The sequence below is a fragment of the Pseudomonas delhiensis genome (assembly GCF_900187975.1).
In the GTDB taxonomy this organism is placed as follows: Bacteria; Pseudomonadota; Gammaproteobacteria; order Pseudomonadales; family Pseudomonadaceae; genus Pseudomonas; species Pseudomonas delhiensis.
Genome location: NZ_FZPC01000010.1, coordinates 132,567 through 145,504, shown reverse-complemented (window position 1 = coordinate 145,504; position 12,938 = coordinate 132,567). Strand labels below are relative to the sequence as shown.

Below are 12,938 nucleotides of genomic sequence, written 5' to 3'. Positions count from 1 at the left end.
CAGGATTCAATGTCTGCAATGGTGCCGGGCTTTTCTGCTTGCACTGGCTTCGTGCCAGCCTTAACCTTCCTTCTTTACTGAAGGAACGACCCCACAAGGAGTCTTAACGTGAAAAAACTGCTGACGTTCGCCGCCCTGGCGACCCTGAGCACGTCGCTGCTGGCGGCGGAAGCACCGGCCGACGCGCCGGCTTCTTCCGAGCCGCTGACCCTGTCTACCCCGGTTGCCGGCGGTGTCACCGTAGGTGGCGCCATCGGTATCGGTGCTGCCGTAGTGGCAGCCGGCGTTGCCGCTTCCAACAGCGGTGGCGGTGGTGGCCATGACGGCACTCCGGGAACTACTGGCACCACCGGTACCACTGGTACCACCGGCACTCACTGATATCAGTCTGTAGCCGCTGAACCCTGCCGCCACGTCATAGCGGCGGCAGGGTTTACCTCATTCCGTTTCCTATCAATTCCGTTCACGGCTCCCGGTCTTCAGGGTGTTGCCGTCTCGGCTTGCTGCGTAGTTCTTTCCCATGATCCGCTCTTTATCCGTTGCCGTTGTCGCCGCTCTTTCGCTCCAGGGCTGCATGTTCGCCCCTGGCCAGAATATGGACACCAGCCGCATCGTTCGCGATGACTCCGCCGAGAGCAGCCGCGTCGAGCTGGTGCAGATCACCCCCAAGCTGCTGGCGGTGAACGCCGCGACGGAGACTGGGAGCCAGGTGCCGGCCGAGTTGCTGGCCTACCATCCGCAGGACTACCAGATCGGGCCAACTGATGTTCTCTACATCACCGTCTGGGACCACCCAGAACTGACTGCGCCTTCCGGCCAACAACAGCAGATTGACGCCAACGGTCGTCTGGTTCGCCCTGACGGCACCTTGTTCTATCCCTATATCGGCACAGTCAAAGTCGCAGGTCGAACCATCGAGGAAGTGCGCTCGGAAATTTCCAGCCGCCTATCCCAGTATGTGGAAAGCCCGCAAGTTGACCTGGCGATCATGCGCTTTTCCAGCCAGAAGGTGATCCTCAGCGGCGCCTTCGGCAAAGCCGGCCCGCAGGCCATCACCGCTACCCCGCTCAGCCTGATGGAAGCGGTCAGTACCGCAGGTGTCAGTACCGGTTCCGCCGACCTCTCCAACATGGTCCTCAAGCGCGCTGGCCGCGAGTACAAGCTCAACCTCGACGCGCTCAACGACCAACAGCAAAGCCAGCTGTATAGCGTCTACCTGAAGGACGGCGACCAGATCTACCTGCCCTACAACGACCGCAAGAAGGTCTACCTGATGGGCGAGGTGAACAGTCCGCGCGCTATCACCTACAAGACCAAGTACCTGAACCTGGCCGATGCCTTGGGCAGTGTCGGCGGCCTGAACCAGGCCAGCTCCAACGGCAAGGCCGTCTATGTGATTCGCGGCGTCGAAGACCTGGAGCGCGAACCCGCCAAGGTCTTCCAACTGGACGCCCAATCGCCTACCGCTTTCATCCTCGCCCAGCGCTTCAACCTGGAGCCGCAGGATGTGGTCTATGTCGGCCCGGCTGGCGTTACCCGCTGGAACCGCTTCATCAGCCAGTTGGTGCCATCTACCACCATTCTTGGTACTGGTGCCAACATCAAGAACGACCTGAACGACGAATAAACCACCGAACTCAGGTCAACCGACGTGAAACTCCTCCAATTCGCCGCCCTGGCCGGGGCGGCCTTGTCGCTATCCGCCTGCAACCCTCTGATGCAGGCGTCGTGGGACACCCTGCGCGCAGCCACCCAGGGCCCGAAGCCGCTTGAGCTGACCCAGGCCCAGGTGGATGCGGTGCCCTACTACCAGATCAAGCTGCAGACCCAGGGCGGCGAAGCCGTGATGGCGCTGGTGCGCCAGCAGGGCGACCTGCAGTACTGGCTCGCCTCTACCCGCCAGGTGCTGATGATGCGTGACGGCCTGGTGGTACGCACCACCGGCTTTGGCGACAACCTCGCCGGCACGCGTCTGGGTACCGACTCGCCCTTCCATACCGGCCTGCACAAGCTGGCGGATGGGCAGCGCAGCGAGCGCTGGATCGACCTGGCGAGCGGTTATCGCCTGGGTATTCCCGTGCAGAGCAGCTTTCACAAGGTTGGCCTGGAGCGCGTAAGTATTCTCGAGCGCGACTACGACCTGCTGCGCGTCGATGAAGACATCCGCGCGCCCCTGCTGGGCTTCAGCGCCACCAACAAATACTGGGTCGACCCCAGGGACGGCTTCGTGATGCAAAGCCTGCAACAGGTCACACCCGATCTGCAGGTTGCGATCACCCAACTGCGCCCATATCGGGGGGCAGGCAAATGAGCATTCGCCTTCTCGCCCTGATTAGCCTGCTGCTGGTCGGCCCCGCCATGGCCGGCGACTCCGTCGAAGTTCGCGGCGATGCGGCCAAGCCCGGCCCCGTGGCTATCACCCCGACGACCCGCCTCGCCGACGTCTTCCGTGCCACCCAGGTCAATGCCGAGGGCTATTGGCTGGGTGCCGCGTGGCTGCAGCCGAAGCTGCTGCCGGAGCAGAAACGCCTGAAGGCCGGCATTCTGTTCGACCTGTCCATGCTGCAACAGAAAGCCCTGCTGGACGATCAACCCGCGCTTTCCAGCCTGGCCAAGCGCCTCTACGACCAGGTCGCCAGCCAGCCGGTCAGTGGTCGGCGCCTGCACCTGATGGACCCCGTCGAGGTGGAAGTCACCCCGGCGCAGAACAGCCTGGTGTCACCTGGCGACATTTTCATTTTCCCCACCCGGCCAAGTGCGGTCCGTGTGCTGGGAGCCGTGGCGGCCGACTGCTACCTGGCCTATGTGCCGATGCAACAGGCACGGGACTATTCCGCTGCGTGCCCGTCGCTGCCGGAAGCCGATCCCGACTATGTCTATCTGATCCAGCCGGACGGCCAGGTCAGTCACCTCGGCATCGCCCTGTGGAACCTCCAGGACAGCCAGCCCGCTGCGCCGGGTGCGACCATCCTGGTACCGATCAAGGCGGCCGGGCCGGATAGCCCCGTCCCGCAGCTGAATGAAGAAATGGCCCAATTCATCGCCACCCAACCGTTGTCCGAGGTGGCGCAATGAAGCTCCGCTATTCCCTCTGCCTGCTGCTGCCATGGACCATGGCCCACGCGGAGCCTTACCACAGCCGCAACGACTTCGGCGTGATGGGCTTGCTGCAAACGCCTAGTGCACGCATGGCCAAAGCAGGCGAGGTCGCTATTACCGCCAACCGCGTCGACCCTTATTCACGCTACAGCTTTTCGCTGCAGCCTTTCGACTGGCTGGAAACCTCGTTCCGCTATACCTCCATCAGCAACCGCGACTATGGCCCGGAAAGCCTCAGCGGCGACCAGAGCTACAAGGACAAGGCGGTCGACGCCAAGCTCCGCCTGCTCCAGGAAAGCCGCTGGTTGCCGGAAGTGGCCCTGGGTGCGCAGGACATCGGTGGTACCGGCCTGTTCTCCAGCGAATACTTCGTTGGCAACAAACGCTTCGGCAACTTCGACCTGAGCCTGGGCGTAGCCTGGGGCTACTTGGGCAATCGGGGCGACTTCGACAACCCACTGGGCTGGATCGACGACAAGTACGACACCCGTCCGGAAGCCACCGGTACCGGTGACTTCAGTACCAGTTCCTACTTCCGCGGCTCGCCGTCATTGTTCGGTGGCGTACTCTGGCAAACGCCCTGGGATCGTCTGTCGGTAAAACTGGAATACGACGGCAACGACTACAAGAGCGAACCCCAGGACAACAACCAGGACCAAAGCTCCCCCATCAACCTGGGCCTCGTCTTCAAGGCCAGCGACTCAGTAGACCTGACCGCCGGCTGGGAACGTGGCAACACCGCCATGTTCGGCATCACCCTGCACACCAATTTCGCTTCCCGCTCGGCGCCGGCCAAGACCTTCGACCCGCCGGCCGAGCCGCTGCCGGCCAAGGCGCCGGACCTGCATCCGGACCAGGTCGACTGGGCGAACGTGTCCAGGCGCCTGCAGAACAACGCCGGCTACAAGGTCGAGCGCATCGCCCAGCGCGACAAGGAAATCGTCGTCTACGGCGAGCAGACCCGCTACCTCTACCCGCCCAAGGCGGTGGGGCGCGCGGCGCGCATCCTCGACAACAGCGTGGATGACGACATCAAGTACTTCACCGTCGTGGACAAGCGCTACGACCTGCCGATCACCGAGACCAGCGTGCCGCGCGAGACCTTCCGCGAGGTGGTGAACAACGACCGTCCGCTGGACGACCTGCGCCGCGGCACCGAGAGCAACTGGCCGCTGCCGCACCAGGAAAAGGTGCTCTATACGCAGAAGCCGGATCCATTCAGCTACGGCCTCGGCCTGGGCTACAAGCAGAACGTCGGCGGCCCTGACGGCTTCCTGCTCTACCAGTTCTCCGCCGACCTGAACGGCGAATACCGCTTCACCCCGGATACCTGGTGGAGCGGCTCGCTCAGCGCCAACCTGCTGAACAACTTCGACAAGTTCAAGTACGACGCGCCCAGCAACCTGCCGCGCGTGCGCACCTACCTGCGCGAGTACTGGACCACCTCGGACGTGACCATGCCGACCTTCCAGCTGAACAAGGTCAAGCGCCTGGACGAGGACATGTACGGCATGGTCTACGGCGGCTACCTGGAGTCGATGTTCGCCGGCGTCGGTGGCGAGCTGCTGTATCGCCCGCTCAACGAGCGCTGGGCCATCGGTGGCGACCTCAACTACGTGCGCCAGCGTGACTTCGAGCAGGACTTCGGCCTGCGCGACTACAAGGTGCTCACCGGCCACGTCACCGGCTACCTGAAGACCGACTTCCAGGACGTGCTGGCCGCCGTCAGCGTGGGCCGCTACCTGGCCCGCGACTGGGGCACCACCATCGACCTGTCCCGCGAGTTCAGCAACGGCGTGCGCTTCGGCGGCTGGGTGACCCTCACCACCGCCTCCAAGGAAGAATACGGCGAAGGTAGCTTCGACAAGGGCATCTACGTGTCGATCCCGTTCGACGAGATCATGAGCAGCTCGACCATGCGCCGCGCCAACCTGGCCTGGGCCCCGCTGACCCGTGACGGTGGTGCGCGCCTGGGCCGCAGCTACTCGCTGTATACCCTCACCGACGGGCGCAACGTCGACATGTTCGACGGCAGCTTCAGCAAGATCACCGAGTGAGCCCCAGCCCCGCCGCAACGGCGGGGCTGTTTGCCGCAAATCAGCGAAACCTGCGTTTACAACCCCCCTCGCAACCTTTGCGCCTAAGCTGTGTCGGATGACGTCCGTTATATCCGGAAGGAATCCGCCGATGAAGCTCACCGCCCTCCCCCTCCTGCTCATGGCCGGCGTGCTCGCCGCCTGCGCTTCCAACTCGCCTTCGCAGCATGCTTCGCTCAGTGGCGAGGTGTTCTACCTGCAGCGCATCGCGCTGCCGCCGGGTGCGCAGGTTTCGGTGAGCCTGCAGGATGTTTCCCTGGCCGATGCGCCGGCCGTGGAGCTGGCCTCGCAGACGCTGCCCGGCGGCCAGCAGGTGCCGGTTGCCTTCAAGCTCGATTACGACCCGCAGCAGGTCAAGCCTGGCCACAGCTATGCGGTCAGCGCGCGCATCGAGAATGCCGGCAGGCTGCTGTTCATCAGCACCGAGCGCCATGGCGTCAAGCTCGACGGCAGCGATCCGCAGCCGCTGCGCATCCGCGTCGACGCGGTGCGCTGATCCGTCCTCCCGCGGCCGGGTTCCGTTGCCGGCGCGGGCTCGCTAAGCTTGTCCCTTCGTCCTTCGCCGAGGCCCTCGGCGAAGGTTCCGCCCCGCCCCACAAGGAATCCCGATGCTGCGTTTCACCGCCCTGCTGGCCGGCGCCCTGCTGTCCGCCAATGCCTTCGCCCTGTCCCTCGCCAACCTCAGCCAGGCCGACGCCAGCGGCGGCCTCAAGGATGCCCTGAGCCAGGGCGCGCAGATCGCCGTCAAGCAGTTGGGCAAGCCCGGCGGCTTCAATGACGACCCCGCCGTGCGCATCGAGCTGCCGGGCAAGCTGGGCAAGGCCGCCAAGGTGATGAAGCAGTTCGGCATGGGCGCCCAGGTCGACCAGTTGGAAGCCAGCATGAACCAGGCCGCCGAGGCCGCCGTGCCGCAGGCCCAGGCGCTGCTGGTGGATGCGGTGAAGAAAATGACCGTGCAGGACGCCAAGGGCATCCTCGCCGGCGCCGACGATTCCGCCACCCAGTACCTGGAGCGCAGCAGCCGCGAACAGCTGCGCCAGCGCTTCCTGCCGATCGTCAAGCAGGCCACCGACAAGGTCGGCCTGGCCAAGCAGTACAACGCCTTCGCCAGCCAGGCCGCGGCCTTCGGCGTGGTCGATGCCAAGGATGCGAACGTCGAGGGCTACGTTACCGAGCAGGCGCTGGATGGGCTGTTCAAGGTGATTGCCCAGCAGGAGAAGGGGATTCGCGAGAATCCGGCGGGGGCGGCTACCAGTCTGGCGAAGAAGGTTTTCGGGGCGCTCTGAGGCCTGCGGAACTCGCGAAGGGTGTTTCCCGGTTGCATCGTCGTATCGGGTGGCTTCGCGCCCTCACCCCGGCCCTCTCCCGCAAGCGGGAGAGGGGGCTGTCCTGAGTTGCCTGGTAGACAGGCGTCATCCGGTGACGGCTGTGCGTTCCTGGAACCGTAGGAGCGGATTTATCCGCGACAGCCATGCACGGGCTCAGCCCATCGCGGACGGAGTCCTACCCCGCCACCGCTGTCCCACCTGTAGGAGCGCGCCCTGCGCGCGATTCGCGGGCAGGGCCCGCTCCTACAAGCCCTGCTCCAGGCTCTGGTGGAACCACCGCAGCGCCACCTCGTAGGTCCCGTGCCACAGGCGTTCGCTGGCGCCGGCGCGGATGCCGTTCTGCACCCGCGTCGCCATGGCGAAGTCTTCTTCCAGGGCAGCGTAGAGGATTTCGTTGTTCTTCTCGAAATAGCGCTGCGCCTTCTCCGTCTGCGGCTCCTCCGGCAGCAGTGTGTGGCTGAGCACCCGCGTGGCCAGCGGGCCGTCGGGGAATACGCTGGAGAAGTCGATGTGGTCCGGCTCCACCAGCACCAGGGTGTTCGGCCACAGCAGGTACAGCAGGTTGCCGTGGCGGCGCAGGTCCCATTGCTCTTCCGGCTGCCCCTGCAGCTCGCGCAGGTTGCGTTTCACGTAGTAGTTGCGGATGTGCCGGCCGAAGCGCTCGAAGCTGCCCAGGTTGGGCCAGAACAGGTGGTCGATGGTGGCCTGGTGGGCCTTGGCCACGTGGTAGTTCTCCAGGAAGGTGTCCACCGTCAGCTTCCAGTTCACCGGGCGGCGAATGTCGCGCGGGTCGAAGAGCACGTGGTCGTCGATGGCGAAGCTGTCGAAGTCGGCGCACAGCGCTTCGCCGAAGAAGCTGTCCAGGTCCAGCGCCGGCCCGGGTGAAAGGCGCGCCCAGACCGCGCCGAAGCGCTCTGCCACCGGCAGTTCGGTGAGGTTCAGGCAGGCCCTGTCGACGCCTTCGAAGCCGTAGCCGTGGGGAATGCCGCGCAGTTGCCCGTCCGGGTTGTAGGCCCAGGCGTGGTAGGGGCAGACGAACACCCGGTTGCGCCCCGCCGCCTCGCCTACCAGTTGCGTGCCACGGTGCTTGCACACGTTCAGGAAGGCCCGCAGCCGCCCTTGCTCGTCGCGGGTCAGCAGCAGCGGCACCATCAGCTCGCGGGTGAGGAAGGCGCCCTTGGCGATCTCGCTGGAACGCGCCACCAGGACCGGCTCGCGCAGCAGCACCTCGTCGCGTTCGCGACGGTAGCGTTCCTCGTCCAGGTAGGCGGACACCGGTAGCGACGACGGCTCCGCCGCGCCATCGGAAACGCCCCGCTCGGCCAGGGCCAGGACCTTGCTCAACAGCTCCACCTGGGTTGCATGCTGCATGGGGCGACTCCTTCTGTTCAGTTCGACAGGGGCGCCAGCGCGCCGCGGATGAAATGCCACAGCTGCCGCGCCAGTTGCGCGGCCGGCGGCCGGGGCTGGCGCGCCAGGGCTTCCAGCAGGGCCTGGTGCAGGCCGCCGAGGATCATCGCCGAGACCAGCTGCGCATCCAGTTGTGCATTGAGCTGCCCGGCGGCCTGGCCGCGGCGGATGTTGTCGGCGCCCTGGCGGATGTTCTCGGCGATGCGCTGGGCCTCCAGCGCCGCCACCTCGGGTTCGCGCGCCAGGCTGACCAGCACCAGCGGCGCCAGCGGCTCGGCATAGACGAACTCCACCGCGCGGCGCACCCGCTGCTCCTCGCGCTCGCTCCAGTCCTGGGCCTGGGGCAGCGGGTCGGCGGCCATCACCTGGGCCTGGTAGCGGTCGTAGAAGTCCTCCGCCACCGCCGCCAGCAACCCGGCGCGGGAGGCGAAGTAGCGGTAGATCAGCCCCACCGAGACGCCCGCGCGCTCGGCCACCCGCCCCACCTCCAGGCCGCCGCCGAACTCCAGCAGTTCGGCGCGCGCGGCCTCCAGCAGGCTGGCGCGGGTTTTCAGGGCTTTAGCCGAAAGGTCGGGCATGGCGGGGCTCGCGGGGCTGGACAGAAAAAGTGAATTCAGTTTACTTATTTCCGCGAGCGAGCCAAGCCCCCATCCCAGGAAGCCACCACGAGAGCCCCGGCCATGAGCGAACCCTGCGTGCTGTACCGCGTCGACGGACGCGTCGCCACCCTCACCCTCAACCGCCCCGAACGGCTCAACGCCATCGACGACCGCATGCCCGCCGAGCTGGAAGCGGCCGTGGCCCGCGCCAACGCCGACGACGCCGTGCACGTCATCGTCCTCACCGGCGCCGGGCGCGGCTTCTGCAGCGGTTACGACCTCAAGTTCTTCGCCGAGAACCCGCGCGGCGTCTATGGCAGCCAGGAAATGCCCTGGGACCCGATGCTCGACTACGCGCTGATGAAGCGGAACACCGAGCAGTTCATGAGCCTGTTCCGCAGTTACAAGCCGGTGATCGCCAAGGTCAACGGCCCGGCGGTGGCTGGCGGCAGCGACATAGCCCTGTGCTGCGACCTGATCGTCATGGCCGAGGAAGCGCAGATCGGTTACCCGCCGGCGCGCGTCTGGGGCTGCCCCACCACCGCCATGTGGGTCTACCGCCTGGGCCCGGAGAAGGCCAAGCGCATGCTGCTCACCGGCGACCTGGTCGATGGCCGCGAGGCCCAGCGCCTGGGGCTGGTCTACCAGAGCGTGCCGCTGGCCGAACTGGACGCCACGGTGGACGCCCTGGCCGCGCGCATGCAGGGCATCCCGAAGAACCAGCTGATGATGCAGAAGCTGATGATCAACCAGGCCTTCCACAACATGGGCCTGGAGACCACGCAGATGTTCGCCACCCTGTTCGACGGCATCACCCGCCACAGCCCCGAAGGCGTGCGCTTCAAGGCGCGTTGCGAGGAAGTGGGCTTCGCCCGGGCGGTGCGCGAGCGGGATTCGGGGGCGCCGATTCCCTGAGCCGCGACATCCTGCTCGTAGGGCGAATAACCGTCCACGGTTATCCGCCGTCGGCCGTGCTACCGGGGCCGCCCGGCGTGGCCGATGCCGATCGCGGACGGAGTCCTACAGGGAAATGCCACGCCTTCCGGCAACCTGTAGGAGCGAGATTGCTCGCGAACGGACTCCGCAGCAGGGTTTATTCGCGAGCAAGCTCGCTCCTACGAAGAGCATTTCGGCGCGGTGCGCAAGACAGTTGCTCCTACGACCGTGCTTCCCAGGACCGTATCATCCGTCGTTGAAAACGGCGGATAACGTTTCCCGGTGACGTAGGCATTGGGGTCAAGAGCGCCCTCTCCCCAGCCCTCTCCCGCAAGCGGGAGAGGGGGCTGTCCTCTGCAGGAGGAAAGGCCGGCGTCAACCTCACACCTTCGCCCTACGCAGGCTCCTTCTTGACCCTGAACCAGGCGGCGTAGAGCGCCGGCAGGAACAGCAAGGTCAGCGCCGTGGCGACGATCAGGCCGCCCATGATGGCCACCGCCATGGGCCCGAAGAACACGCTGCGCGACAGCGGGATCATCGCCAGCACCGCCGCCAGGGCGGTCAGCACGATGGGGCGGAAGCGCCGCACCGTGGCCTCGATGATGGCGTGCCAGCGGTCCAGGCCGTGGGCGATGTCCTGCTCGATCTGGTCCACCAGGATCACCGAGTTGCGCATGATCATCCCGGCCAGGGCGATGGTGCCGAGCATGGCGACGAAGCCGAAGGGCTTCTGGAACACCAGCAGGAACAGGGTCACGCCGATCAGCCCCAGGGGCGCGGTGAGGAACACCATGGCCATGCGCGAGAAGCTGCGCAGCTGGACCATCAGCAGGGTCATCACCACCACCAGGAACAGCGGGATGCCGGCGTTCACCGAGCTCTGCCCCTTGGCCGAGTCCTCCACGGTGCCGCCCACCTCCAGCAGGTAGCCGTCGGGCAACTGGGCGCGGACCGGGTCGAGGGTCGGCGAGATCTGCTTGACCAGCGTCGCCGGCAGCGAGTCGTCGTAGATGTCCGCGCGCACCGTCACCGTGGGCAGGCGGTTGCGCCGCCAGATGATGCCTTCCTCGAAGCCATATTCCAGGGTCGCCACCTGCGACAGCGCCACGCTGCGGCCGTTGTTGGTGGGGATGGCCAGGCTCGGCAGCTGCGACAGGTCCTGGCGCTCGCGGGCGTCGCCGCGCAGGAGGATCTCGATCAGCTCGTTGTCCTCGCGGTAGTAGCTGACGGTGGAGCCGGTCAGCGAGCTCTGCAGGAACTGCGAGATGTCCCGGGTGCTCACGCCCAGGGCGCGGGCGCGGTCCTGGTCGACGTTGAGGAAGATCGCCTTGCTCGGCTCCTCCCAGTCCAGGTGCACGTTCACCACGTGGGGGTTCTCGCGCATCCTGTCCGCCACCTTGCGCGCCAGGGCGCGCACCTCGGCGATGTGCTCGCCGGACACGCGGAACTGCACCGGGTAGCCCACCGGCGGGCCGTTCTCCAGGCGGCTGATGCGGCTGCGCACCGAGGGGAAGTCCTCGGCCATGCGCTGGATCAGCCACTGGCGCACTTCCTCGCGGCTCTGCAGGTCCTTGGCCAGGACCACGAACTGGGCGAAGCTCGCCGCCGGCAACTGCTGGTCCAGCGGCAGGTAGAAGCGCGGCGAGCCGGTGCCGACGTAGGCCACGTAGTTCTCGATGCCCGGGTGCCCGGCCAGCAGTTTCTCCAGGCGCTGGGCCTGCTCGGCGGTGGCGGCCAGGGAGTCGCCCTCGGCCAGCTTCAGGTCCACCAGCAGTTCCAGCCGCGCCGACGGCGGGAAGAACTGCTGCGGCACCAGGCGGAAGGCGGCGATGGAGCCGACGAAGGCCAGCAGCGTCAGCACTATCACCGTCTTGCGGTAGCGCACGCACCACTCCACCAGGCGCCGGAAGCGCTGGTAGAAGGCCGTCGAGTACGGATCGTGGCCCTGGTCGCTGCCGCCGTGCTTCTCGGCGTAGCGCTTGGCCAGGTCCGGCAGCAGCTTGGCGCCCAGGTAGGGCACGAAGACCACCGCGGCGATCCAGGACACCAGCAGCGCGATGGTCACCACCTGGAACAGCGAGCGGGTGTATTCGCCGGTGCCCGACTGCGCGGTGGCGATGGGCAGGAAGCCGGCGGCGGTCACCAGGGTGCCGGTGAGCATCGGGAAGGCCGTGCTGGTCCAGGCGAAGCTGGCCGCCTTGAGGCGGTCGTAGCCCTGCTCCATCTTCACCGCCATCATCTCCACGGCGATGATGGCGTCGTCCACCAGCAGGCCCAGCGCCAGCACCAGGGCGCCCAGGGAAATCTTGTGCAGGCCGATGTCGAAGTAGCGCATGCAGACGAAGGTCATCGCCAGCACCAGCGGGATCGACAGCGCCACCACCAGGCCGGTGCGCAGGCCCAGGGAGAAGAAGCTCACCAGCAGCACGATGATCAGCGCCTCGGCCAGCACCCGGACGAACTCGCCCACGCCCTCGCGCACCGCCGCCGGCTGGTCCGACACCTTGCGCAGCTCCATGCCCGCCGGCAGGTTCTGCTGCAGGCGCTGGAACTCGTTCTCCAGGGCCTTGCCCAGGACCAGGATGTCGCCGCCGCTCTTCATCGACACGGCGATGCCGATGGCGTCCTCGCCCATGAAGCGCATGCGCGGCGCCGGCGGGTCGTTGAAGCCGCGGTGCACCTCGGCCACGTCGCCGATGCGGAAGGTGCGGTCGCCCACGCGGATGGGGAACTGGCGGATGTCCTCCACCGAGTCGAAACGGCCGGTCACGCGCAGTTGCACGCGGTCGCTGGCGGTCTCGAAGAAGCCGGTGGCGCTCACCGCGTTCTGCTCCTCCAGGGCCTTCTGCACCGCGGCCAGGGGCAGGCCGAGGGTGGCCAGCTTGGTGTTCGACAGGTCGATCCAGATCTTCTCGTCCTGCAGGCCGACCAGCTCGACCTTGCCGACGTCCTTGATGCGCTGCAGTTGCAGCTGGATGCGGTCGGCATAGTCCTTCAGCACCGCGTAGTCGAAGCCCTTGCCGGACAGCGCGTAGATGTTGCCGAAGGTGGTGCCGAACTCATCGTTGAAGAACGGCCCCTGGATGCCCTGCGGCAGGTTGTAGCGGATGTCGCCGACCTTCTTGCGGATCTGGTACCACAGCTCGGGGATGTCCCTGGACTTGAAGTCCTCGCGGGCGATGAAGGTCACCTGGGACTCGCCCGGGCGCGAGAAGGAGACGATGCGGTCGTAGTCGCCGGTCTCCATCAGCTTCTTCTCGATGCGCTCGGTGACCTGGCGCGAGACCTCCTCGGCGGTGGCGCCGGGCCAGTTGGTCTTGACCACCATGGCCTTGAAGGTGAAGGGCGGGTCCTCGCTCTGGCCGAGCTGGGTGTAGGACAGCACCCCGGCGATGCCCAGCAGCAGCATCAGGAAGAGTACGATCGGTCGGTTCTGCAGGGCCCAGGCGGAGAGGTTGAAGCGCATCCTG

Annotated in this window: 11 protein-coding genes; 8 read left to right on the top strand and 3 right to left on the bottom strand. The window is 66.3% G+C overall.

Annotated elements, in window-relative coordinates:
* The first annotated feature begins 108 nt into the window (after positions 1–108).
* The 7 genes from CHC02_RS11200 to CHC02_RS11170 all read left to right on the top strand — a co-directional run bounded on the left by CHC02_RS11200 (position 109) and on the right by CHC02_RS11170 (position 6,481).
* A complete protein-coding gene (locus tag CHC02_RS11200) occupies positions 109–381 on the top strand; it encodes a hypothetical protein (RefSeq protein ID WP_089391546.1) in 273 nt (90 codons plus the stop codon).
* A gap of 139 nt (positions 382–520) precedes the next feature.
* Positions 521–1,627 (top strand): polysaccharide biosynthesis/export family protein, encoded by a 1,107-nt coding sequence (locus CHC02_RS11195; RefSeq protein ID WP_089391545.1) that lies wholly within the window; start codon positions 521–523, stop codon positions 1,625–1,627.
* A gap of 24 nt (positions 1,628–1,651) precedes the next feature.
* Complete coding sequence (locus tag CHC02_RS11190; RefSeq protein ID WP_089391544.1) at positions 1,652–2,311, top strand: YjbF family lipoprotein; 660 nt, start codon at positions 1,652–1,654, stop codon at positions 2,309–2,311.
* A complete protein-coding gene (locus CHC02_RS11185) occupies positions 2,308–3,075 on the top strand; it encodes a capsule biosynthesis GfcC family protein (protein ID WP_089391543.1) in 768 nt (255 codons plus the stop codon). Before CHC02_RS11190 ends, CHC02_RS11185 begins: the two co-directional genes overlap by 4 nt.
* Positions 3,072–5,156 (top strand): YjbH domain-containing protein, encoded by a 2,085-nt coding sequence (locus CHC02_RS11180; RefSeq protein ID WP_089391542.1) that lies wholly within the window; start codon positions 3,072–3,074, stop codon positions 5,154–5,156. Before CHC02_RS11185 ends, CHC02_RS11180 begins: the two co-directional genes overlap by 4 nt.
* Before the next feature lie 130 nt (positions 5,157–5,286).
* The gene (locus CHC02_RS11175) at positions 5,287–5,691 is read left to right on the top strand and encodes a YbaY family lipoprotein (protein WP_089391541.1); all 405 of its coding nucleotides are present in this window, start codon (positions 5,287–5,289) and stop codon (positions 5,689–5,691) included.
* A 112-nt stretch (positions 5,692–5,803) separates the two neighbouring features.
* A complete protein-coding gene (locus CHC02_RS11170) occupies positions 5,804–6,481 on the top strand; it encodes a DUF4197 domain-containing protein (protein ID WP_089391540.1) in 678 nt (225 codons plus the stop codon).
* A 285-nt stretch (positions 6,482–6,766) separates the two neighbouring features.
* Here CHC02_RS11170 and CHC02_RS11165 read toward each other — a convergent pair whose 3' ends face one another.
* On the bottom strand, positions 6,767–7,894 hold the full coding sequence (locus tag CHC02_RS11165) for an aromatic ring-hydroxylating oxygenase subunit alpha (protein ID WP_089391539.1): 1,128 nt from the start codon (positions 7,892–7,894) through the stop codon (positions 6,767–6,769).
* 17 nt (positions 7,895–7,911) lie between these two features.
* The gene (locus CHC02_RS11160) at positions 7,912–8,511 is read right to left on the bottom strand and encodes a TetR/AcrR family transcriptional regulator (protein ID WP_089391538.1); all 600 of its coding nucleotides are present in this window, start codon (positions 8,509–8,511) and stop codon (positions 7,912–7,914) included.
* 102 nt (positions 8,512–8,613) lie between these two features.
* On the opposite strand from CHC02_RS11160, the gene CHC02_RS11155 reads away from it, so the two are divergent.
* Positions 8,614–9,447 (top strand): crotonase/enoyl-CoA hydratase family protein, encoded by an 834-nt coding sequence (locus CHC02_RS11155; protein WP_089391537.1) that lies wholly within the window; start codon positions 8,614–8,616, stop codon positions 9,445–9,447.
* 415 nt (positions 9,448–9,862) lie between these two features.
* Here the strand turns inward: CHC02_RS11155 and CHC02_RS11150 are convergent, their stop codons facing one another.
* Entirely contained in the window at positions 9,863–12,934 is a 3,072-nt protein-coding gene (locus tag CHC02_RS11150) for an efflux RND transporter permease subunit (protein ID WP_089391536.1), read from the bottom strand.
* Positions 12,935–12,938 lie beyond the last annotated feature (4 nt).

Bases quoted from the DNA above. Each gene is read 5' to 3' on its own strand.
- CHC02_RS11195 (WP_089391545.1), top strand. From the start codon at position 521: ATGATCCGCTCTTTATCCGTTGCCGTTGTCGCCGCTCTTTCGCTCCAG.
- CHC02_RS11185 (WP_089391543.1), top strand. From the start codon at position 2,308: ATGAGCATTCGCCTTCTCGCCCTGATTAGCCTGCTGCTGGTCGGCCCC.
- CHC02_RS11180 (WP_089391542.1), top strand. From the start codon at position 3,072: ATGAAGCTCCGCTATTCCCTCTGCCTGCTGCTGCCATGGACCATGGCC.
- CHC02_RS11175 (WP_089391541.1), top strand. From the start codon at position 5,287: ATGAAGCTCACCGCCCTCCCCCTCCTGCTCATGGCCGGCGTGCTCGCC.
- CHC02_RS11170 (WP_089391540.1), top strand. From the start codon at position 5,804: ATGCTGCGTTTCACCGCCCTGCTGGCCGGCGCCCTGCTGTCCGCCAAT.
- CHC02_RS11165 (WP_089391539.1), bottom strand. From the start codon at position 7,894: ATGCAGCATGCAACCCAGGTGGAGCTGTTGAGCAAGGTCCTGGCCCTG.
- CHC02_RS11160 (WP_089391538.1), bottom strand. From the start codon at position 8,511: ATGCCCGACCTTTCGGCTAAAGCCCTGAAAACCCGCGCCAGCCTGCTG.
- CHC02_RS11155 (WP_089391537.1), top strand. From the start codon at position 8,614: ATGAGCGAACCCTGCGTGCTGTACCGCGTCGACGGACGCGTCGCCACC.
- CHC02_RS11150 (WP_089391536.1), bottom strand. From the start codon at position 12,934: ATGCGCTTCAACCTCTCCGCCTGGGCCCTGCAGAACCGACCGATCGTA.